Raw genomic sequence first — 22,514 nt, forward strand, 5'->3', positions numbered from 1 at the left:
CGCTTGAAGCATCGCCCGGGTCCTTGCCCGGGCCTGGGGAGAGTCCATGCTTGCGCATTTCCGTTCCTTGCGGTCGACGATCGTGCTCACCCTGATCGCCATCGCCCTGCTGGCTGGCTGCGGCAAGCACGCCGATGAATCGGCATCCAGCGCCGACCACGGCCAGGCGGACGCCGCCAAACAGGCACAGGAAGACGCTGCCTCCACCGCGAAATGCGCGGACAACCCGCTGGCCCAGGCGCTGCCGCCCAAGCACGACATCGGCGGCCTGCCGTTTCGCCTATGGGACTGCACGCCGGCCAGCATCCGCGCGGTCTACGGCAAGAACGACAGCAAGCAGGTGGAGATCTCGGTGACCGACACGCACCCCGCCGACACTGGCACGCCCGCGGGCAGCGAGGACGTCAACCGGCGCACGCGCGACATGCAGCGCTCGGTGACGCGGCAAGCCATCGAAATGCTGACCGCCATGACCGATCCGATGCAGGCCAACGCCGAATCCTTTCGTGCCCTGGGCGGCCCGGATTACGCGCCGGTGCTGGTGCCCACCTCCACCAAGGACTCCTTCGTCATCCACGTCACGGCACAGAGCGAAGTGGGTCCCGCCGAAGCCGTGGCCCTGTTCAAGGATCGCCACGTCGTCACCTTGCAGGCCACCAACCAAGGCAGCGCGCTGACCGGCTTGAACACGCCGCAGGCGCAGGCGCTGTTCCAGCCCTTCATCCAGCAATTTGATCCCGAACGGCTGCCGCAATGAGGGGTTTGCGCCGCCACCGGCGCTAATCGCGCTATGCTGATCGGCATGAGCACGAACCATGTCCGTATTGTCGAAGTCGGTGCGCGCGACGGCCTGCAGAACGAGAAAACACTGCTGCCCGCCGACGTGAAGATCGCCTTGATCGATCGCCTTTCCAGCACCGGCCTGAAGACCATCGAAGCCACCAGCTTCGTCAGCCCCAAGTGGGTACCGCAACTGGCCGATGCCGCCGAAGTATTCCAGGGCATCCGCAAGCTGCCCGGCGTGAGCTATCCGGTGCTGGTGCCCAACGAGCAGGGCTACGAGCGCGCCCGCGCCGTGGGCGTCAGCGAGATCGCGATCTTCACGGCCGCGTCCGAAGCGTTCAACCGCAAGAACATCAATGCGTCGATCGACGAATCGATCGAGCGCTTCCTGCCTGTGATGGTGCGCGCCAAACAGGACGGCGTGAAAGTGCGCGGCTATGTCTCCACCGTGCTGGGCTGCCCGTATCAGGGTGAAGTTCCAGTCCACGAGGTGGTGCGCGTGGCGCGTCGCCTGCACGAGGTGGGCTGTTACGAAGTCTCGCTGGGCGACACCATCGGCATCGGCACACCGGCCAAGGCGCGCGCCATGCTGAAGGCGGTGGCGCAGGAAGTTCCCATGTCCGCCCTGGCCGTGCATTTCCACGACACCTATGGCCAGGCGCTGGCCAATATCCTCGCCTGCCTGGAAGAAGGCGTGCGCGTGGTCGACAGCGCGGTATCGGGCACGGGCGGCTGTCCTTACGCCAAGGGCGCCACCGGCAACGTGGCCAGCGAGGACGTGGTCTACATGCTGCATGGCCTGGGCATGGAAACCGGCATCGACCTGGACATCCTGGTGGCCACCGGCGCCTGGCTGGCCGGCCAGCTGCACAAGGAAACCGCCAGCCGCGTGACGCGGGCGCGCACCGCAGCCTGAGACCTGGGCGCCTGCACGGCGCCCCTGCCCTCCCTGTTCATCCCGGCCCCGGGCCGTTTCGTCGCCCCAGGCCCGCTTCCGTCGAAAACCACGCGCCAGCCGCATAGCGGCTGGTTATGCTCCGACGCATCCCATTCAAGGACGTCGTGATGAAGAGCGTGTTCTTCGTAGCCCGCCTGGTCGTGTTCTGGTTCTTCGTGCTGCTGTTCGTGGCCTTGTTGCTCGCCAACAGCCCGCCGCTGCGCTACAAGGACACGGCACCGATGTTCGTGCTGATCATCTTCATCACCCTGGTGATGGTGGTGACCAGCGCGGTGACCCATCTGCGCCGCGTGCGCCTGATCGCCGGCCATCTCGACGACAGCACCATGGGCAACCGCCAGCGGCGGCAGATCGAGATACCGCTGGAAGCCGGTGAAGCGTTCGATCTGCTCGACGCCGCCATCCGCGAACTGCCGCGCAGCGAAGACGTGGAGAGCGCGCGCGACAGCCTGCAGATCCGCGCCAAGGTGCAGCGCCCCAAGGCCTATGGAACCAATCCGTTCGAACGGCTTGATCCGTCGCTGTGGTTCGGCCATGTGCGCAACCAGATCTTCGCCACGGTCACGCCACGCGAGGGTTCGGGCAGCGTCACCCTGATCTGCGAGCCCGAAGCCGGCGCATGGACCGACTGGTTCCGCGTCGACGACGGCACCAATCTGGAGAACGCCGAGGCCATCACCCGCGCCATCACCCGCCGCATCGCCGAGAAGCGCCGGCAGGAACAGCGCCGCGCCACCCAGACGGAAAACGAGAAGGAACGCACCGTGGCCCGCCTCAACCTGCTGCATGCGCAGGTGGAGCCGCACTTTCTCTACAACACGCTGGCCAGCGCGCAATACCTCACGCGTACCGATCCGTTGCAGGCCGATCACATGCTCGGGCATCTGATCCACTACCTGCGCCACTCGCTGCCGCAGCGCGACGATGCGCTGTCCCTGCTGGGCGATGAACTGGAACGCACCCGCGCCTATCTGGAAATCATGCGCCTGCGCATGGGGCCGCGACTCTCCCTGCAGATCGACGTGCCCGATGCGCTGCGCGCCATCGCGATGCCGCCGATGATGCTGCAGACGCTGGTGGAGAACGCCATCAAGCACGGCCTCGAACCCAAGCCCGGCGGCGGCACGGTGTGGATCCTGGCGCGCCGCGACGACAACACGGTGTCCATCACGGTGGCCGACGATGGCCGCGGTTTCAGCGACGCCAGCGGCGGCACCGGCATCGGCCTGAAGAATGTGCGCGAGCGGCTGCGCCTGATCTATGGCACGGATGCCTCGCTCTCGGTGGTCGGCAATGCGCCCGAAGGCGTCGCCGCCACCATCACCCTGCCCCTGCGCAGCGAGACTACGGAACACGCGTCGTGACCACTGCCATCCTTGCCGAAGACGAAACCCTGCTGCGCTCGGCGCTGCGCGATCTGCTCGCGCGCGTCTGGCCGGAACTGGAGGTGGTCGCCGACTGCGAAGACGGCGCCAGCGCCTTGGAAGCGATCAGCGAACATCGTCCCGACATCGCCTTTCTCGATATCCGCATGCCGGGCCTCAGCGGACTCGAAGTCGCCGAAGCAGCGGCCGAAGCGAGCCCGCAAACGCAGGTGGTGTTCACCACTGCCTACGACCAGTACGCGATCGATGCCTTCGAACGCGGCGCCGTCGACTATCTGCTCAAGCCCATCACGGAAGCCCGGCTCACCGCCACCATGCAGCGTCTGCAGACCCGCGCCGCGCCCCGCGCGATGGACGCCGCCGCGCTGTCGCAGCTGCTGCGCGAGGTGATGCTGCAACCCGGTTCGCGCACCGAACCGCTGACCTGGATCACCGCCAGCAACGGGCGCGAAACGCGGCTGATCATGGTGGACGACGTTGCCTATTTTCGTGCCGACAGCAAATACACCATCGCCATGACGGCCGAGGGCGAGGCGCTGCTGCGCAAACCCATTCGCGAACTGGCCGCGGCGCTGGACCCTGCGGTGTTCAAGCAGATCCACCGCTCCACCATCGTCAATCTGCGCGCGGTCGCCTCGATCGTCCGCGACGACACCGGCAAGGGCACGCTGCGGCTCAAGCAACGACCCGAGACCCTGGTGGTGAGCCAGCCGTTCATGACGCTGTTCCGGAATATGTAGCGCTGACATTCAACCACGCGGGAATCACGAGAGGTCATCATGGAAAAGCTGATTCTTCTGTTCTACCTGTTGTTATGCCTTGCCGGATGCGAGAAGGGACGCACGGTCATCACGCACGAACTGGTCGACGGCACGGACTTGCTCTACAGCAAGATCCAGATCACCGGTGAGCTGGCCACCTTCCGCTGCCTGCGCAGCCGCAGCGGCCAATGCCACTACACCGTACTGCCCGGCTCCTGCAGCACCCAGCGCGTGAACTGCGATCCGCCGATCACCGTCTTCACCATGCGCCAGGGCGATTCGCTGCTGCTCACGCGCCTGCCCGAAGACTTCGCCAGCTGCGTCACCTCCTCGCCCACGGCCGAAGGGCTTTGCGCCCAGCAACTGGCCGGCACCGGTCATCGCACGCCGTAACAGTCCGATCTCGCAGCCCGGCGCCGGGCCTCGCTAGAATCGGCAGCATCGACGGCGGGAGTACGCGATGCGGTGGCAACCACGCAAGATCTGGATCGGCGGGCTCGCAGCCCTGGCCGTGGCGGCCGCCACGGCGGCAACCGCACCACCCAAGGGCGACCTGCTGCTGGTGCCTGACCGCGTCTGGACCGCCGATGGCGATGCCGCGCACGCGGGCTGGGCGGTGCTGGTGCATGAAGGCGTCATTGCTGGCGTGGGTCCGGTGGACAGTCTCCACGCCCCTGCCGACGTCCGGCGCATCGCCCTGCCCGGCACCACGCTCACGCCGGGCCTGATCGATCTGCACTCGCATGTGTTCCTGCATCCGTACAACGAGACGCTGTGGAACGACCAGGTCCTGAAGGAACCGCAGGACTACCGCACGCTCGAAGCCGCCGCGCATGCGCGCGCGACCTTGATGGCCGGCTTCACCACCCTGCGCGATCTGGGCACCGAAGGCGCCGGCTTCGCCGATGTGTCGATCAAGCGCGCGATTGACGAGGGCATGATTCCGGGCCCGCGCATGTTCGTCGCCACCCGCGCCATCGTGGCCACGGACAGTTATGGACCGGGTCCACGCGGCTTCCGTCCTGACCTCGACTTGCCGGGCGGCGCGCAGGAAATCAGCGGCGTGGACGAGGCCATCCGCGCCACCCGCGAACAGGCCGGTCACGGCGCCGATTGGATCAAGCTTTACGCCGACTACCGCGTGGGCGCCGATGGCAGCACGCAGCCCACGCTGTCGCTGGCTGAAATGAAGGCCATCGTGGATACCGCGCATCTTTCGGGCCGGCCGGTGGCTGCGCATGCGTCCAGCGACGAGGGCGTACGCCTCGCCGTGGAAGCGGGCGTGGACAGCATCGAACACGGCTATGGCGCCAGCGAGGCGACCTTCCGCCTGCTCAAGCAGCACGGCACCGCGTACGAACCCACGCTGACCGCCGTGGAAGCCACCGCGCAGTATTTCGAGCACTACGTGCCGGGCCAGAGTGAACCCACGGCGCGCATGAAAGAAGCCGAACGCGCCTTTCGCACCGCACTCAAGCTGGGCGTCACCATCGGCAACGGCAGCGACGTGGGCGTGTTCACCCATGGCGACAACTGGCGCGAGCCGGCCAATATGGTGCGCGACGGCATGACGCCGCCGCAGGCCCTGCACGCCGCAACCAATATCGCGGCGCGCATCCTGCGCCAGCAGGACAAGTTCGGCCGCATCGCGCCGGGCCTGCGCGCGGACCTGGTCGCTTTCACCGGCGATCCCAGCACGCATATCGACGATCTCCAGCATCCCGTCTTCGTGATGAAGGACGGCAGCCTTTACCGCACACCGCAAACCACACCATGACCGACTTCCTGATCCGTCCCATCGAAGCACGCGACAACGCCGCCGTGGCCAGCATCATCCGCACCGTGATGCCGGAGTTCGGCGCTGACGGCCCGGGCTTCGCCATCCACGATGCCGAAGTCGGCGCCATGTACGAAGCCTATACGCGGCCACGCAGCGCCTATTTCGTGGTGGAGCGAGACGGCAAGGTGATCGGCGGCGGCGGCGTGGCGCCGCTGGAAAGCGGCGAAGCGGATGTGTGCGAGCTGCGCAAGATGTATTTTCTGCCCGAGGCGCGAGGCATCGGCGCCGGCAGCGCGATGATGCTGCGCTGTCTGGACGCGGCGCGCGAGCATGGCTTTCATCGTTGCTATCTGGAAACGCTTACCGGCATGGATGCGGCCCAGGCGCTGTATCGTCGTCACGGCTTCCGCACCCTTTGCGCGCCGATGGGCGGCACCGGACATTTCAGCTGCGACCAGTTCTATCTGCGCGATCTGTAGGAGTACCTCATGGCCCACGATCACCGCATCGACGCCTACATCCTCAAGGCGCCGCCGTTCGCCCAGCCCATCCTCGAACATCTGCGCGATGTCGTGCATGAAGCCTGCCCGGAGGTCGAGGAAGGCATCAAGTGGAGCATGCCGTTCTTCAGCCTCAACGGCTCGCCGATGTGCCAGATGGCCGCGTTCAAGCAGCACTGCGCGTTCGGCTTCTGGCGCCACAAGGAGGTGACCGGCAGCGATCGCGCCGATGGCATGGGCCAGTTCGGCAAGCTGACCTCGCTGAAGGATCTGCCGGCGAAGAAGACGCTGATCGCCCTGATCCGCAAGGCCAAGGCCTTGAACGAAACCGGCGTGAAGGTATCGCGCCCCAAGGCCGCGCCCAAACCCGCACCGACGCTGCCCGAGGATGTCGCCGCGCTGCTGGCGATGAAGAAGCACGCCGCCGCCCGCAAGACCTACGAGGGCTTTCCGCCCAGCGCGCAGCGCGACTACGTCGAATGGATCACCGAAGCGAAGACTGACGCCACGCGCCAGAAACGCATTGCCAGCGCGCTGGAGTGGCTGGCCGAAGGCAAGCGACGCAACTGGAAGTACGAAGCATGCTGAAAGCGCCGCTGCTGCATTTCGAGATCGACGACCCCGCGGCGCCCAAGGTCGCGCCGCTGCTGCTGCAATTGGACGGCTATCTGGCCGAACTGTATCCCACCGGCAATATCCTGCCGGTGCCGCTGGCCGAGCTGAAGCAGCCGAACGTGACCTTCCTCACCGCCCGTGTCGACGGCAAGCCAGTGGCTTGCGGCGCCTTCGTTCGTCACAGCGACTATGTGGAAGTCAAGCGCATGTACGTGCTGCCGGCCTGCCGCGGGCTGGGCCTTGGCAAGCAACTGCTCGAGGCACTTGAGAAGGAGGTGGCGCGCAGCGGTGGCACCCTCGTGCGCCTGGAAACCGGTACCGCCCAGGCCGAAGCGCTGGAACTCTACGCACGCGCCGGCTATCGTCGCTGCCCGCCCTTCGGCGAACACCAGTCCAACCCGCGCAGCATCTGCATGGAGAAAGCGCTCGCATGATCCGTATCGCCCACGCTGACGATGCCAGCGCTGTCCACGACATCTACACTCCGTCCGTACTGCACGGCGTGGAAACCTTCGAGACCGAGCTTCCCGGCGTCGAGGCGATGCGCGAACGCATACTCACGCGCCTGCGCCACTACCCGTGGATCGTCTGGGAAGAAGACGGCCGCGTGCTGGCCTATGCCTATGCCAGCCGCTTCCGCGAACGCGCCGCCTACGACTGGATCGCGGAGACCTCGATCTATGTGCATGCCGACGCACGCCGTCGGGGCATTGCGCGCAAGCTCTACGGCACGTTGCTCGAGGTGATGTGCCTGCAAGGCATCAACCAGGCCGTGGGCGTGATCACCCTGCCCGGCCAGAGCAGCGTCACCATGCACGAAACCATGGGTTTCACCCCGGCCGGCGTGTGGCGCAGTTCGGGCTACAAGCTCGCGCAGTGGTGGGATGTGGGCGTCTGGCAGAAACAACTGCAACCGACGCAGACACCGCCGCGGCCCGTGACGCCGTTTCCCGCAGTGGACGCCGAGCAGCTGAAGGCACTGTTCGCGGCTTGACCGCGGCCCATCGCGCGCTCATCGCAGCGAGTTGACCGCCTTCACCGCACTGTTCAGCCAGTCCCAGGCATCGGGCAGAAACACGGTGATCAGGATGGAGCCCATCGCCAGCAGCTTGGGCCACAAGGCGGACAAGGCTCCGCCCAGGGTCAACTGGTCCTTGTCGTTGGTGAACATGCGCCCGAGCAGATAGTCCTTCTCCAGCGTGAGTACGCCGTAGGTGATGGCGGCAAAGCCAAGCAGCATCAGGATGGCCGCCGCCGTCGTCTGCAACCGCTCGTACACCGGTGGATAGACCTGGATCAACATCAGCGTGACGGTGGCGCCGAGCACGGCGCACCACGCGCTGGACCTTACCGCCGTGCCGGCCAGCTTCATCTGCGACACCAGCACGGCCTGCCACTCGCGCAGCTTCGCCTTGTCGAACGAAGGGTCGACCGTGCCGCCCAGCAAGGCGTTGGTCTGGCGCACCCAGGCGGCAAGATCAGGCCGGCGCAGCGCGTTGTAATTGTCGATGCGCATGACCACGTTGAACGGGCTGCGCGGCCGCTCGTCGAGCAGCTTGGGCGTGGGCCATTCCTTGACTCCCGTGGATTCCTGCACGGCTGTCACCGTTCTGCTGAGCTCCAGGCTCATGCAGCGCCAGCGGTCCAGGCCCTCCAGGTAAAGCACCAGGAAGAAGCCGCTGCTGCCCAGCACGAACGCGCCAGCGAACGCCGAGAGCCAGACCGAATGGGCCCCGGTTGGCAGGTAGTCGTTGACGCAAAGCACCAGCACGAGCAACAGCAGCACGGTGGCCACCGACGCGCGCAGGTACGCGCGGTGGTAGAGGCGGACCTTCAGTCGCGAGGAGGCATCCACATGCTCGGCGATCGCCAGGCAATAGGCATTCCACACCCTCATGCGCACACCGCAGAACGCGACGAAGCACGCATAGGCAAGACACAAACAGATCAAGGCCCAACGATCCGTGCCATGCGCCAGATCCGTGTCGCCGGGCGTCGCCGGAGGAAACATCACGATGATCTTGCACGCAGCGACGACGATGCCGAACACGGCAAACGCGATCCATGGCGCCAGCCACCACCAGCTGGTCCTGGGCTCACCAGCCTGCCTGGAGGCACGCGCGCCGTTTGGCGTCTTCACCATGTCCATCCAGCGCATCGCATGGCGGCTGAGCGGAAGCGTGGCCAGTTCGGGCGTGCGTCCGTTGCGGACCAGCCACACCGCAGTGACGAGCAGGATGCCTAGCACGATCCCCATCGACAGGTAGACCGGCTGCTGCAGCTGCATGCGGGTATCGGCAACGATGGGAATATCGCCCATCGTCTTGCTGTTGCGCTGGGCTCCCCGCTTGTCCTGTTCATCGCGCTGGTCGGGAACCGACTCGTCGACACGCTGGAAGCCCGCCAAGGTCGCGACCAGCATGGCGGGTTCGTTGGGCGAGGCATCGCTGGGGCAGATCAGACCCACCACGGCGCGAAACATGTTGGCCGCATAGTCCGTCGGAAACGAAAAAAAGCGTCGACTGGCAGCGCGAGTGCAATGGTTCGCAACCAACTCAGGCGCGTTGCCGGCAGAACTGGGCGACGCCTGCTCGCGTGGCGACGCATCGGGCGCGGCTTTCGCAGGGAAGCAGTCCAGCCCTGACGCATTCAGGCACAGCAGGCTCTTGCCGGCCGGCATGATGATGCTGCCTCGGCTCATGGCGCGGTAATCGGGATGCACCATCAGGTTGTCCTGTTCCAGCACCACCGGCAGCGCGCCGGGAAAGGCATTGCGTATCTCGCTCAACAGGAACAGGCGATCGCGCACATCGGTGGCCACGATGATCACCGCCGCCGGCGTGACAAAGCGCTGCAGCGCGTCGAAGGTCTGGTAAAGCATCAGCTCGTCCGAACGCGAGCTCAGGCTGGGCTGGTACGTCGGCGGTTGATCGACGCCTCGTTCCACACCGGTCAGGTCCAGCTCGAGCAGCCGTTCGGGGAGCATGCTGCGGCGCTGCTTGGACTCTTCCTGCTTGAGCTGGACGTGTTCGGAGCGGATGGCGGCGATGTTCGGCGGAAACTGCACGCTGATGAACTGGACCCGGCGTGCCGTGGCCGTTGACGAAGACGATGCCGGTGACGATGCCGTTGATGCCGGCAATGCCGGCGGTGCCGATGATGACGACGACGAAGGCATCGCCAGCTTCGAAGCGCCCAGGCCAAAGCTGGATTCCTCGCTGAGTATCACCACCTTGTCGCCGCGCAGAATCCGGCGCTCCAGATAGCGCTTCACCCGTTCCAGCTGATGCCCGACGCTGTAGGCCAGCGGGGTGTAGTTCAAGGAAACGAAGGGCTGCAGCGGGCTGAGGTAGGCGTTCTGCACGATCTGATCATTGCTGTCGACGCTCGCGGAAGGCGTCCTGAGCACGATATTCAAGTGGCCCGGTCCCTGACAGGCCGCGCCCGTTGTTTCGAGGGCTGCGTTGCCTGAGGCCTGATTCGTGGCTTTGGCTGTCGCGGCCGCGCTTTTGATCGCCTGGTCCCTTGCTTCCGTGGCGACCTTGCTCAGTGCCGATGCCATCGATTCCATCGCACCGGAAAAAGTCGGACCGATCACCGCGAGATTCGCATCGCACGACCAGGAGACGCCGTTGATTGGTGCCTTCCACGCAATCCGGTCACAATCGGTCTGATTGAACGCGTCAGGCAGTGAGTTCTTCTGCTGGCGATTGCTCGCATCCAGTGCCATCGCACAACGCGCGGCGCGAATGAAAGACTCCGGATGGATGCCAAAGCTCGGCGTCTCGCCCACCAGGAACAGCACGTAGTACGTCGACTCGCACGCGGCGGCGTCTGCCTGCTTGTCTGTTTTGGATTTGCAGCTGCGCCAGTTGTCTTTGCGAAACAGCATCACGCTGGGCAGCGAACGGCGGCTTGCATCCGCTTCGTTGGGCGCGGGCTTGTCGTCGGGTGCGCGGGGCGCCCAGGTGAAGGCAAAACCGTCCAGCACGTATTCCTTGGCCTGGAACGCGCTCACCAGTGCGGTCAGCTCGGTGTCAAACGAGCGGCCAAGGCGTGTTTCCACCGGGTCAGGCATGGTCACCACGGCGGCGTGCACGTTGATCGCTGCATTGCCGGGCAGATGTTCGAAAGGCCGCAACGGATGCGGGAGTTCAGATGCCGCCACGAAGTACGACGACGAGGTCACCGGTGGTGGCGCGACCGACGAAGCGGCCGCCACAGCACCGGTCTCTTCCGGAGATTTCGCTGCGATGACCGGTGCAGCGCCGATCAATGCGGCAGCGAGCAGCCATCGCGTGATGCGCCGACGGCTTCCTTTCGACCGGCACGCCGCCAGCCCCGCGAACAAGCCCTTCGACACCGGCGACGTGGCGACCGGCCGTCCCTCCGAAACGGGTCCCTGAGCGGGATGGATCATGGCGACTCTCCCTATGCGAACGCGCCAGTCATCTCACTCCGCTGGTTCTACGCCATAAAGCCGCCAAAAACGCCTGGAAACATGGCTTAAGCCGCGGCGCCAAAGGTCATACGTATAACCAGCTACGTACCCCATGGAAGCGCTGTGACGGCCCCTGCAGGCGTTGCGCCGCAGGCCCCTCCCGGCGTCTCTCCGCCGCCCGGAAGGGCCAGGGCGCGCGGGGTGGCGCCTGGTCCGGCCTGCTGCGCTACCATTGGCGTTTTCCACCGCTTTTTGGACTTCATATGCAGCTCAATCAGGTCAAGGCGATCATCACCGGCGGCGCCTCCGGTCTCGGCAATGCCGTAGCCCAGCATCTGGTCGCCAATGGCGCCAAGGTCGCCCTGTTCGACGTCAACGAGGAAAAAGGCCAGGAAGCCGCCACGGCGCTGAAGGGTCACTTCTTCCGCACCGACGTCACCTCGGAGGAAGGCGTGTCCGCCAACGTCGCCGCCGCGCGCGATGCGATGGGTGGCCTGAACGTGCTGGTGAACTGCGCCGGCATCCTGGGCGCGGGCCGCATGCTGGGCAAGGAAGGCCCGATGCCGCTCAACACCTTCGCGACCACCGTGATGGTGAACCTGGTGGGCAGCTTCAACGTGGCCAAGGCCGCCGCTGCGCTGATGCAGAACAACGAAAGCGGTGAAGACGGCGAGCGCGGCGTCATCATCAACACCGCCTCGGTCGCCGCGTTCGAAGGCCAGATCGGCCAGGCCGCCTACTCCGCATCCAAGGGCGGCGTGGTCGGCATGACGCTGCCGATGGCGCGCGAACTGTCGCGCTTCGGCATCCGCGTGGCCACGATCGCCCCGGGCATCTTCTGGACGCCGATGGTCGACGGCATGCCGCCGCAGGTGCAGGAATCGCTGTCCGCCTCGATCCCGTTCCCGTCGCGCCTGGGCAAGCCGGATGAATTCGCCAGCACGGTGGCTTTCATCCTCGGCAATCGTTACATCAATGGCGAAACGATTCGTCTTGATGGCGCGGTGCGATTGCAGCCGAAGTAATAAAACAGGAGATAGCGGAGAGGAGTGAGGAGTGAGAGATGCTCCCGACTCTTCGCTTTCTCTCACTCCTCACTTCTATTCACTTACTCCTAGCCCCTATGAAAGCTTCCGACGTCAAGAAAGGCAACGTAGTCGAACACGACGGCACCGTTTATCAGGTGCGCGATATCGAGCGCAGCTCGCCGACGGCGCGTGGCGGCAATGTCACGTTCCGCTTCACCATGTATTCGATCCCCGGGGGCCGCAAGTTCGACCTGAGCCTGCGCGCCGACGACGATCTGAAGGAAATGGAGCTGGTGCGCCGCGAGGCGAACTTCTCGTACATGGACGGCGAAGCGTTCGTCTTCATGGACAACGAAGACTTCACCCAGTACCTGCTCTCCACCGAACTGGTCGGCGACAACGCCGGCTACATCGTGGAAGGCGTCGAGGGCTACTACGTGCAGCTGATCGACGATGCGCCGGTGGGCCTGCAGGTGCCGACCAGCGTGACGCTGACCGTGGTCGACACCGCCCCGGAAATGAAGGGCGCCAGCGCCACCAAGCGCACCAAGCCGGCCAAGCTCAGCACCGGCATCGAAATCCAGGTGCCCGAGTACATCACCAATGACGAGAAGGTGTGGGTGAACACGTTGACGGGCGAGTTCGCCGGCCGCGCCTGATCGGCGCTGCAAGTAAGTCACGAAAGCGCCGGGGAAACCTGGCGCTTTTTGTTTGACTTGACGCGGTGACACGGCTGCGGCACGTTCGCCTCTTCCCGCCCAGGAATGAATGCCGTGTCGCGTCCCCACGCTCCGCATGCTCGTTTCTTTCGTACTCGCCATTTGCTGACGCCGGTGCTCCTGGCGCTGACACTTTCGGCATGTGCACCGGCGCCAGTACGCAATCCCATCGCGCAATGGGTGCCCTCGCCCAATTTCGACGCGCGACGGCCCGTGCTGATCGTGATTCATTTCACCAACGAGCATTCCGCGGAACAGGCGCTGCATACCTTGCGCACCGCCAACAGCGGTGGCCCGGTGAGTTCGCATTACCTGATCGGCAACGACGGCCGCCTCTACCAGCTGGTCGCCGATAGCGACCGTGCGTGGCACGCCGGCGCCGGACACTGGGGCACGATTACCGATCTGAATTCCGCTTCCATCGGCATCGAGCTGGACAACGATGGCGACTCGCCCTTCACCCAGGTACAAATCGACAGCCTGCTGCGCCTGCTGGCCGACCTCACCGACCGCCTGCGCATCCCGCGCACGCAGATCATCGGCCACGAAGATCTCGCGCCCGGCCGCAAGGACGATCCCGGCCCGCGCTTTCCATGGCAGCAGCTGGCGCAGGCGGGCTTTGGCTTGTGGCCACGGGGCGCGCTGGTGGAGCCGCCGGCGGGGTTTGATCCGTGGGCGGCGCTGGGCTTGATCGGGTATCCGCTGGACGATCGGGTGTCCACGGTGCGCTCCTTCCATCACCATTTTCGTGGCATGGATGGCGATACGTTGGACGCACAAGACCTGCGCATCCTGTACAGCTTGTCGCAGCAGCTTGGGGCTGGTGGTAGTGGGGTAATGCCGGCGGCGGGGTAAGCGCTGCGCCCCACCCTTCTCCCTCTCCCCTGCGGGGAGAGGGTCGGGGTGAGGGGCGGGTGCTCGCGGGAACGCTTCTTTCTCGTCATTCCGGCGCAGGCCTGAGGCGCTTTCAACAGCCGTAGGCTGGTCATCCAGCTCTTGATCGTCATTCCTGCGAAAGCAGGAATCCAGTGACTTTGCGCTCGGTTGTCGCGTTACCGCCAGCGTGCCGCCTGCGCGGCGGGCGTTTCGACTGCCTGCCGGCAGCCGAGTCACTTTTCTTTTGCTGGCCCAAAAGAAAAGTAACCCAAAGAAAATGGCCTGATAACGCCCGCAGCATCGTGCTGGGATAAGCCCGAACGCTCGATGCAGGCCGTCAGGGGACAACCTCCGAGGGTACACAGGGGTACCTCAATGCGCTGCGCAACGCGCCCGAATCGCTGAGGACTTAAAGCGGGGCCTCGCTGCGCATCGGGCCTAGTTCCTCCCGCCTTGGCTTGTCTGTGGGAGCGCACCCTGTGCGCGACAAACCTACGGAGCGGTACACCGCAGCTGGGCGGTCGCGCACAGGGTGCGCTCCCACAGACAAGCGCCCGGCGACTCCCATGCACTTCACTTCGCCCTCCATCGGGAAACCGGCCAGTCCATGCGCCCTGCCCGACCAGCCACTCATCCCTCGCCCGTCGCGTTCGCTTCAGGCTGTTTGAGGCAGAATCACCGCACTGACTAGGAGTCTTGTCGCGTCATGTCCTCGACGGGTTATTCGTTGCGCGCCACGGTCGTGGACAGCCTGCTCACGGCCAAGCGGCCTGACGTGCCGGTGCGTGTGGTCGTGCGCAATACGGCTGCCGTGGTGCTGCCGCTGGCCATCGGCATCCTGACCGGACATCCGGGCATTGGACTGGGTATCGGTGCCGGCGCGCTGGACACCATGTTCTCGGACCAGCCGGGGCCTTACCGCCAGCGCATGACGCGCCTGCTGCTGGCCTCGCTGGCGGCCGGGTTGGCCTCCTTGATCGGCTTTCTGATCGGCGATCAGCTAATCCCCATCCTGATCGCCACGGCGGCGTTCGGATTTTTCGGCGGCTTGCTGGTGGTGTTTGGCCCGGACATGACGCGCGTGGGCATGACCAGCATGATCCTGCTGGTGGTCACCGCGGCCACGCCACGGCCGCTGGCCGAAGCGCTAGGCGCCTCGGCGCTGATCTTTGCCGGTGGCCTGCTGCTTACCCTGTTTTCCGTGGCGGCCTGGCCGCTGCAGCGCTACCGCCCGGAGCGGCATGCGCTGGCGGCGGTTTATCGCGGCCTCTCGACCCTCGCCCGCCAGCAGGAGCACGACGACGCCGACGTGCCTGCACTTACCGACGCCATGACCACGCTGCAGCACACGCTGCTGGGGCGGCACCACGCGCGTGGCCGCGCGATGGAGGCGTTCGGCGTGCTGCTGGAACTGGCCGAACGCATTCGCCTGGAGCTCACCGCGATGGCGGAGTTGCGCGGCAATTCCACCATCCACGCGATGTTCCGGGGCGACGCTGCGCGCGTGCTCGCAGCGATCGCCGACGCGCTGGAATTGGCCGAATCACCCCGCCAGGCCGAACACGCCTTGCAGACCCTGCAGGCCAGCGAGAACGCCCTGCTCAGCAATGGCGGCACCGCGGATGGCCTGGCCACGCATATCCATGCGTTGTCCGGACAGCTCGCTGCCGCGGTGCGCAATGCCAACTGGGCGGGCAGCCGCGGCGAGTTGCGCGCGGCTGCCGCGGAAACGCCGCTGCCGACGGCGCTGCGCAGCAGTTCGGCACGCGCCACCCTGCGCGCCAATCTCACGCCGCATTCGGTGGCGTTCCGTCATGCCGTGCGCAGCGCCGTCACGCTCAGTGCCACGCTGTTTGTCTCGCGCGAACTCGGCCTGCCGCATGGCTATTGGCTGCCGATGACGGCCGCCATCGTGCTGCGTCCGGATTTCGCCGCCACCTTCAACTTCGGCCTGTTGCGCGTGGTCGGCACCATCCTCGGCCTGTTGCTCACCACCGCCCTGCTGCATTTCACGCCGCACGACATGTGGGCGCATCTGCTCTTGATGGCGGTGCTGTGCATGGGCTTTCGCTACCTGGCCACCGCGCATTACGGCATTGCGGTGGCGGCGCTGACCGGCACCGTGGTGATCCTGCTGTCGTTCGAAGGCGTCAACTCCAGCGATGCGGTGCTCGATCGCGTGATCAATACGGCGCTCGGCAGCGGCATGGCCCTGGTGGCCTATGTGCTGTGGCCCACCTGGGAACGCGGGCGTGCGCGCGCGGCACTATCGGACATGCTCGACGCCTATGCCGACTATCTAAACGCGCTGGCCCATCCCGAACGCCGCGATCACCGTCGCGAAGCGCGCACTGCCGCACGCACCGCGCGCAGCAATGCGCAGGCCTCACTGGATCGCATGCGCTCGGAACCGGCCACGCCAGCGCCCCTACTGGAACTGGCCAATGCGCTGTTCGCCAACGGCAATCGCCTGGCCCGCACGGCGATGACGCTGGAGGCACTGATCGACGACCACCAAAGCCTGCCGGAGACGGCGGAAATGTGCGCGTTCGTCGACCACAGCGCCAAGGCCTTGCATGAAGTCGCTTCCGCCTTGCGCACGCAGCGGGCGCCCGAACAGCTACCCGATCTGCGCGGCCTGCAGCGCACCCTGGCCGCGCTGCTGAATATGGCGGAAGACCGTCAGGCCGCCGAGATGCTCGCGCGCATCAGCGATCGTCTGGTGGATAACGTGAACACGCTGGCGCATATCACCGGGCGCAGCCACAGCAAATCGACGGCGACGGCCTGACCGCGCTGACCACACGACCTGCCAATACGCTTGTGGGAGCGCACCCTGTGCGCGACGGCCAAACGAAGAGGTAGCGGCGCAGCTCCGCGGTCGCGCACAGGGTGCGCTCCCACAGTGATTCACCAGCTGCGCTTCAGGCCCCGACGCGCCGGCGCACGGCATCGATATCCCGCACCGGCCTCACCTCGATGCGCCCCGTCCGCGCCCACGGAAATTCCGCGGCGATGCGCACGGCCTCGGCCATGTCGGCTGCTTCGATCAGGTTGAAGCCGCCGAGGTATTCCTTGGCTTCGGCAAACGGGCCGTCCATCACGCTCATGGTGTTGTCGCGCATGCGCAGCGATTTGGCCTGGGCCGGCGATTCGAGCTGCATGGAATCGAGCAGATGCCCTTCGGCGCGCAGTTCGTCGGCGTGGACGAAGCAGCCGTGCATCATCGTGTCGAACTCACCCGGCGGCAGGGCCTCGAGCAGGCTGTCGTCGTTGTAGATCATGACCAGGAACTTCATGTTGCCTCCAATGGCTGCGGACGTCGTCGCGCTCGCCATGATGCCGCCAGCCGCGACGGCTTGCATGTGCAATCGGGCCAACGCACAGCTGGCGGGAATCTCGCCCCAGCTGAGTCGGGCGCCCTGCCACCCCGGGCAGCTTTTACGCTGCACCGCGCCGAGACGGCACCGCGCCCCTGACTTACACTCGGCGACATGCTCAAAATCGACACGCACGCCCATATCCTGCCCCGCGACTGGCCCAACCTCGCCGCCAAGTTCGGCGACGAGCGCTTTCCGGTGATGATTCACAACGACGGGCGCCATCGCATCTACAAGGATGGCAAGTTCTTCAGGGAGGTGTGGGACTCGGCCTTCGACGCGCAGCAGCGTATCGACGATTACGCCCGCTTCGACGTGAGCGTGCAGGTGGTGTCCACCGTGCCCGTGCTGTTCTCGTACTGGGCGCCGGGTTATCAGGCGCTGGAGCTGCATCGTCATCTAAACGACGAGACCGCGCGCATCTGCAACGACTACCCGCGCCATTACGCCGGCATCGGCACGGTGCCGCTGCAGTCGCCCGACCTGGCCATCCGCGAGCTGGAACGCTGCATCGACGAGCTGGGCCTGCAGGGCGTGCAGGTGGGTTCGCACTGCAACGACTGGAACCTGGACGCGCCCGAGCTGTTTCCCTTCTTCGAGGCGGCCGCCGACCTGGGCGCCGCGGTGATGGTGCATCCCTGGGACATGATGGGCGCCGCCAGCATGCCCAAGTATTGGCTGCCCTGGCTGGTGGGCATGCCGGCCGAACAGTCGCGCGCGGCCTGCTGCCTGGTGTTCGGCGGCGTGCTGGAGCGCCTGCCGCGGCTGCGCGTGATGCTGGCCCATGGCGGCGGCAGCTTCCCCTGGACCATCGGCCGCATCGAGCATGGTTTCCGCATGCGCCCCGACCTGGTCGCCACCGACAACCCGCGCAATCCGCGCGAATACCTGCAGCGCCTGTATTTCGATTCCTGCGTGCACGACCCGGCCGCCCTGCGCTATCTCCTGGATGTGACCGGGGTCGAGCGCGTGATGCTGGGGACCGACTATCCTTTCCCGCTGGGGGAACAGCATCCGGGCAGCGGCATCGAGTCACTCGGACTCGACGACCAGGCCCGCGCGCGACTCTTCCACGGCACCGCCCTGGAATGGCTGGGCCTGCCGCTGCAGCGTTTCGAACCTCACCTTCACGCACAGGAAAAGGCATGAGCTTGTTCCGCACTTTGGTTATCGCCGGCGCCCTCGTGATGGCCGGAGCCGCCCACGCCACCGATATCAGCATGGCCGGCGGCAGCGTCACCTTCAGCACGCCCGACCAGTGGATGGGCATCATGGAAACGCAGGGCGATCCGGAAGTACGCGTGTTCCAGGTCCCCGACCCCTCGCCCAACGGCAGCAGCAGCCTCGCCCGCATCAGCGTCACGGTGAAGCAGGTGGGCAACGCCGGCGAGTTCCAGCAGTACGTGACCGGCGCCATGGGCAAGGCCAAGGCACTGACCGGCTACCAGGCCACCAGCGGCGGCACGCCCGACAACTTCGTCTACACGGCGCAGGAAAACGGCGCGCAGTACAGCTACAGCGAGCGCTACTGGTTCAAGGACAGCCACGCCATCCAGCTGCGTTGCGTGCGTCCTGCGCAAGGCCAGGCTGGCGCCGCATGGCGCGCCTCGTTCGACAAGGGCTGCGACGCCATCGCCGCACGCATGAAGTAAATCGTCACCCACGTCGTGCCCGCGCTGGGCACGACGCCTCTGCAAGAGATTCCCGATGTCCGCTCCGTTCGAAGCCACCCTCGCCTGGGCGCAGTCCCAGGATGCCGCCGATCCGCTGCGCGGCTTCCGCGACGAGTTCCTGATACCCAGGCACGAGGGCCGCGACGGCCACTATTTCTGCGGCAATTCGCTGGGCCTGCAGCCGCGCGCCGTGCGCCCGGCGCTGAGCGCCGAGCTCGACTCCTGGGCCGACCAGGCGGTGGAAGGCCACTTCCGCGGCGACCTGCCGTGGATGGACTACCACGAGTTCGTCCGCGACGACCTCGCCAGCGTGGTCGGTGCGCAGCCGTCCGAAGTGGTGGCGATGAACACCCTGGGCGTGAACCTGCACCTGATGATGGTGAGCTTCTATCGGCCCACGCCGGAGCGGCACGCCATCCTGATCGAAGCGGGTTCGTTTCCCACCGATCGCTATGCGGTGGAATCGCAGGTGCGTTTCCACGGTTACGACCCCGCCACCGCGCTGATCGAGTTGCAGGGCGACGAGGCGAACGGCGTGATCTCGATGGAGGCCATCGAGCGCGTGCTGGCCGAACATGGTTCGCGCATTGCGCTGGTGATGCTGCCGGGCGTGCAGTACCGCACGGGCCAGGCCTTCGACCTGGCGGCGATCACGCGCCTGGCCAATCGCCACGGCTGCATGGTGGGCTTCGACCTGGCCCATGCCGTGGGCAATCTGCCGCTGCAGTTGCACGACAGCGGCGCGGATTTTGCCATCTGGTGCAGCTACAAATACCTCAACAGCGGCCCGGGTGCGGTCGGCGGCGCGTTCGTGCATGAGCGCCACGCGCGCACCACCCTGCCGCGTTTCGCCGGCTGGTGGGGACACGACAAGACCTCGCGGTTCCAGATGGGTCCGCAGTTCGTGCCCACCTATGGCGCGGACGGTTGGCAGCTCAGCAATCCACCGATCCTCGCGTTGGCGCCGCTGCGCGTGTCGCTGGAGATCTTCCGCCGTGCCGGCATGGGCCGGCTGCGCGAGAAATCGCTGCGGCTTACCGCTTATCTGGAATGGCTGGTGCAGTCGCAATTGAGCGACGTGCTGGAAGTGGTGACGCCGAGCGATCCGTCGCGTCGCGGCTCGCAGCTGTCCCTCCGCGTGCTCGGCGGGCGTGCGCGTGGCCGTGCACTGTTCGACGATCTGGTCGAGCACGGCATCATCGGCGACTGGCGCGAGCCCGATGTGATCCGCATTTCGCCGACGCCGCTGTACAACCAGTTTGCCGACTGCGTGGCGTTTGTCGAAGCCACGCGTCGCTGGGCCCAGCGCAGCTGATCAGGCGACATGGCGCATGCCGCGCCATGTCGCCGCATCGAGCACAAAGGCCAGCACGCACAGCGCCAGGGCAACGCCGCACACGCCGGTCCATCCCGCGGCCGCCCAGGCGCTGCCGGCGGCCACGGCGCCGGCTCCGCCACCGATGAAGAACACGCCGACGAACAAGCCATTGAGTCGGCTGCGCGCGGCCGGATCAAGCATATTGATGGCGCGCCGCCCCAGCGTCTGATCACCGACGGCGCCGGCATCGATCACGATGGCGGCCAGCACCAGCAGACCCAGCGCCAGCCGCGGATGCTGCACCAGGTCCAAGCCAAACCAGCCCGCCCCTGCGATCCCCGCAAGCACAACGCCTGCTGTGGCCACGGCGTGGGAGATGGGCATGCCCACCGCGCTGTGGCCGCGATCCCCTGCCTTGCCCGCCAACGGCGCCACCACCGTGCCGGCCACGCCGGCGAGCGCGAACCACGCCAGGCCGCGGCTGTCGAGCAGAAAGGGCGCCTGCACCAGGCGCAGCGCAATCCCGGTCCAGAATGCGCTGAACGCGGCCATCATGATCGCCGCCGAGACGGCGTAGCGTCGCAACACCGGTTCACCGCGCCATAGCGTCCACAGCGACGCGATCAGCCCGCGATATGAGGTATGCACCAGCGGCTGTCGCCGTGGCAGCGCGAACCAAAGCGCGACGGCAAGCAACGCGTCGAACGCGCCCAGCAGGCCGTAACAGGCACGCCAGCCCCAGGTGCCCTCCACCAGGCTGGCCAACGGACGCGACAACAGGATGCCGAGCATCACGCCGCTCATCACGTTGCCCACGGCGCTGCCGCGATGCTCCGGCCTGGCCATGGCGGCCGCCAGCGGAACCAGGATCTGGATCGCACACGAGGTGGCCCCCGCCAGGCATACGGCCAGCAACAACCACCACGCCTGCTGCGCCACGGCTGCAGCGCCCAGCGCGAGCGCGCAAGCCAGCAGGGTGATCGTGGTCAGGCGCCGGTTTTCGAAGAGATCCGCCAACGGCACCACGAACATCATGCCAACGGCGTAACCCAGCTGCGGCAGCATCGCCACCAGCCCGGTGAGCGACGGGGGCAGATGCATCGCACGCGCCACCGGGCCGGCCAGGGGCTGCGCCGCCGTGAGATTGATGATGATCACGCCCACCGCAAAGGCGAACAGCAGGGTCAATGGCGTGGTGAGCTCCGCGGGCACCTCGGTCGCCACGGCATCGATACGGCGTCGGGAGGGGTATTGCATGTCTTGGGGCCTTGCCAATCGATGGGCCTGCGATGCTAAATACCCTGGCATCATGATGACAGTGAATAATCATCATAGTTTTCATGCGTACTTTGCATACAGAGCAGGACCATCGGGCATGAATACGCGGGACGTCAGGGCCTTCATCGCGGTGGTGGACACCGGCTCCATCGTGCAGGCGGCGGCCCAGCTGCACCTCACCCAGCCCGGCGTCACGCGTCGCGTGCAAAGCCTGGAGGCGCTGCTGGGCGTGGAACTGCTGGATCGCCAATCCAAGCCGCTGCGCCCCACCGCGACGGGACGCGAGATCTACCAGAAGGGCCGCGACCTGCTGCACGCCGAGGCCGACCTGCTCGCACTGGCGCGCAGCGACACCGAACCCACCGGCGAATTGCGCCTGGGCATGCCGCCGTTCCTCGCGGAGCGCGCGCTCACCACGCCCATCGATCTGCTCCGCTCGCGCTATCCGGGCCTCGCGCTGCGCATCCATTCGGCCTGGTCGCCCGGCCTGGTGGAACAAGTGGAGACCGGCCTGCTGGACGCGGCAGCGGTGGTTCTCTCCGAGCACACGCCGCCACCAGCAACGATGACGGCGCACGCCATCGATCGCCAGCCTTTGCGCATTGTCGCCGCGCCATCGCTGGGCCTGCGCGCACGCGCCACGCTCAAGGATCTCTCCGCGTTTCCCTGGGTGTTGAGCCAGAACGGCTGCGGCATGCGTTCCACCTTGCGGCGGGCCATGGAAGAACGCGGGCTGCCCTGCAACGTGGGCGTGGAAGCGTTCGGGGCGGATCTGCAGTTGTCCCTGGTCGCGCGCGGCGCCGGCATCGGCATCATCACTCCCGACCTGCTCTCCGCCAGCAGCTATCGCAGCCAGCTGAAGCTCGTCACGGTAACCGACTTCCAGCTGGACATGATCGCCTGGCTGATCCACCGCGCCCTGCCGCCGCGCCTGGAAGCGCCGGTGGCCATGCTGCTGGAGCAGCTCAAGGCGGTGATGTCGCGGCGGCCGCGGTCGCGTTGAAGGCGATGAATGGACG

General features: G+C 66.2%; 21 protein-coding genes. 18 read left to right on the forward strand and 3 right to left on the reverse strand.

Going from position 1 to position 22,514, the window contains the following annotated elements; genetic code table 11:
- Positions 1-46 precede the first annotated feature (46 nt).
- From Y882_RS12760 to Y882_RS12805, 10 genes are all read left to right on the forward strand, one after another.
- A complete protein-coding gene (locus tag Y882_RS12760) occupies positions 47-757 on the forward strand; it encodes a hypothetical protein (RefSeq protein WP_046972313.1) in 711 nt (236 codons plus the stop codon).
- Positions 758-802: 45 nt separating this feature from the next.
- On the forward strand, positions 803-1,699 hold the full coding sequence (locus Y882_RS12765; RefSeq protein ID WP_046972345.1) for a hydroxymethylglutaryl-CoA lyase: 897 nt from the start codon (positions 803-805) through the stop codon (positions 1,697-1,699).
- 149 nt (positions 1,700-1,848) lie between these two features.
- Positions 1,849-3,105, forward strand: coding sequence for a sensor histidine kinase (locus Y882_RS12770; RefSeq protein ID WP_156171459.1), 1,257 nt, complete (start codon positions 1,849-1,851; stop codon positions 3,103-3,105).
- Positions 3,102-3,866, forward strand: a complete 765-nt coding sequence (locus Y882_RS12775; protein WP_046972315.1) for a LytR/AlgR family response regulator transcription factor — start codon at positions 3,102-3,104, stop codon at positions 3,864-3,866. Before Y882_RS12770 ends, Y882_RS12775 begins: the two co-directional genes overlap by 4 nt.
- Positions 3,867-3,905: 39 nt before the next feature.
- Entirely contained in the window at positions 3,906-4,280 is a 375-nt protein-coding gene (locus Y882_RS18955) for a hypothetical protein (RefSeq protein WP_052949986.1), read from the forward strand.
- 67 nt (positions 4,281-4,347) lie between these two features.
- Positions 4,348-5,664, forward strand: coding sequence for a metal-dependent hydrolase family protein (locus Y882_RS12785; RefSeq protein WP_046972316.1), 1,317 nt, complete (start codon positions 4,348-4,350; stop codon positions 5,662-5,664).
- Positions 5,661-6,146, forward strand: coding sequence for a GNAT family N-acetyltransferase (locus tag Y882_RS12790; RefSeq protein ID WP_046972317.1), 486 nt, complete (start codon positions 5,661-5,663; stop codon positions 6,144-6,146). Before Y882_RS12785 ends, Y882_RS12790 begins: the two co-directional genes overlap by 4 nt.
- Positions 6,147-6,155: 9 nt before the next feature.
- Entirely contained in the window at positions 6,156-6,755 is a 600-nt protein-coding gene (locus Y882_RS12795) for a YdeI/OmpD-associated family protein (RefSeq protein WP_046972318.1), read from the forward strand.
- Positions 6,749-7,216, forward strand: a complete 468-nt coding sequence (locus Y882_RS12800; protein ID WP_046972319.1) for a GNAT family N-acetyltransferase — start codon at positions 6,749-6,751, stop codon at positions 7,214-7,216. Before Y882_RS12795 ends, Y882_RS12800 begins: the two co-directional genes overlap by 7 nt.
- Positions 7,213-7,776 carry a GNAT family N-acetyltransferase gene (locus Y882_RS12805; protein WP_046972320.1) on the forward strand — a complete coding sequence of 188 codons (564 nt, stop codon included), beginning with the start codon at positions 7,213-7,215 and terminating at the stop codon, positions 7,774-7,776. The genes Y882_RS12800 and Y882_RS12805 overlap by 4 nt, the downstream gene beginning before the upstream one ends.
- Before the next feature lie 18 nt (positions 7,777-7,794).
- Here Y882_RS12805 and Y882_RS12810 read toward each other — a convergent pair whose 3' ends face one another.
- A complete protein-coding gene (locus Y882_RS12810; RefSeq protein ID WP_156171461.1) occupies positions 7,795-11,202 on the reverse strand; it encodes a 6TM ABC transporter family protein in 3,408 nt (1,135 codons plus the stop codon).
- Positions 11,203-11,486: 284 nt separating this feature from the next.
- Between Y882_RS12810 and Y882_RS12815 the strand changes: the two genes are divergently transcribed.
- From Y882_RS12815 to Y882_RS12830, 4 genes are all read left to right on the forward strand, one after another.
- Complete coding sequence (locus Y882_RS12815) at positions 11,487-12,248, forward strand: SDR family NAD(P)-dependent oxidoreductase (protein WP_046972322.1); 762 nt, start codon at positions 11,487-11,489, stop codon at positions 12,246-12,248.
- Between the two features lie 98 nt (positions 12,249-12,346).
- The gene (efpL, locus tag Y882_RS12820; RefSeq protein ID WP_046972323.1) at positions 12,347-12,910 is read left to right on the forward strand and encodes an elongation factor P-like protein EfpL; all 564 of its coding nucleotides are present in this window, start codon (positions 12,347-12,349) and stop codon (positions 12,908-12,910) included.
- A 114-nt stretch (positions 12,911-13,024) separates the two neighbouring features.
- Entirely contained in the window at positions 13,025-13,825 is an 801-nt protein-coding gene (locus Y882_RS12825) for an N-acetylmuramoyl-L-alanine amidase (protein ID WP_425479455.1), read from the forward strand.
- Positions 13,826-14,552: 727 nt separating this feature from the next.
- Complete coding sequence (locus tag Y882_RS12830) at positions 14,553-16,637, forward strand: FUSC family protein (protein WP_046972325.1); 2,085 nt, start codon at positions 14,553-14,555, stop codon at positions 16,635-16,637.
- Between the two features lie 133 nt (positions 16,638-16,770).
- On the opposite strand, the gene Y882_RS20995 is transcribed toward Y882_RS12830, so the two are convergent.
- A complete protein-coding gene (locus Y882_RS20995; RefSeq protein ID WP_425479456.1) occupies positions 16,771-17,361 on the reverse strand; it encodes a YciI family protein in 591 nt (196 codons plus the stop codon).
- On the opposite strand from Y882_RS20995, the gene Y882_RS12840 reads away from it, so the two are divergent.
- Genes Y882_RS12840 through kynU form a run of 3 tightly spaced genes read left to right on the forward strand, consistent with a single transcriptional unit; the run spans position 17,341 to position 20,214 of the window.
- Positions 17,341-18,375, forward strand: a complete 1,035-nt coding sequence (locus Y882_RS12840) for an amidohydrolase family protein (RefSeq protein WP_046972326.1) — start codon at positions 17,341-17,343, stop codon at positions 18,373-18,375. The two genes, Y882_RS20995 and Y882_RS12840, sit on opposite strands and share 21 nt — an antisense overlap.
- Positions 18,372-18,878 carry a hypothetical protein gene (locus Y882_RS12845; protein ID WP_046972327.1) on the forward strand — a complete coding sequence of 169 codons (507 nt, stop codon included), beginning with the start codon at positions 18,372-18,374 and terminating at the stop codon, positions 18,876-18,878. The genes Y882_RS12840 and Y882_RS12845 overlap by 4 nt, the downstream gene beginning before the upstream one ends.
- Before the next feature lie 55 nt (positions 18,879-18,933).
- The gene (kynU, locus tag Y882_RS12850) at positions 18,934-20,214 is read left to right on the forward strand and encodes a kynureninase (RefSeq protein WP_046972328.1); all 1,281 of its coding nucleotides are present in this window, start codon (positions 18,934-18,936) and stop codon (positions 20,212-20,214) included.
- On the opposite strand, the gene Y882_RS12855 is transcribed toward kynU, so the two are convergent.
- Positions 20,215-21,474 carry an MFS transporter gene (locus Y882_RS12855; protein WP_046972329.1) on the reverse strand — a complete coding sequence of 420 codons (1,260 nt, stop codon included), beginning with the start codon at positions 21,472-21,474 and terminating at the stop codon, positions 20,215-20,217.
- A 118-nt stretch (positions 21,475-21,592) separates the two neighbouring features.
- Between Y882_RS12855 and Y882_RS12860 the strand changes: the two genes are divergently transcribed.
- Entirely contained in the window at positions 21,593-22,498 is a 906-nt protein-coding gene (locus Y882_RS12860; protein ID WP_046972330.1) for a LysR family transcriptional regulator, read from the forward strand.
- Positions 22,499-22,514: the final 16 nt, after the last annotated feature.

It is taken from the genome of Dyella japonica DSM 16301 (genome assembly GCF_001010355.1).
Taxonomy (GTDB): Bacteria; Pseudomonadota; Gammaproteobacteria; order Xanthomonadales; family Rhodanobacteraceae; genus Dyella; species Dyella japonica.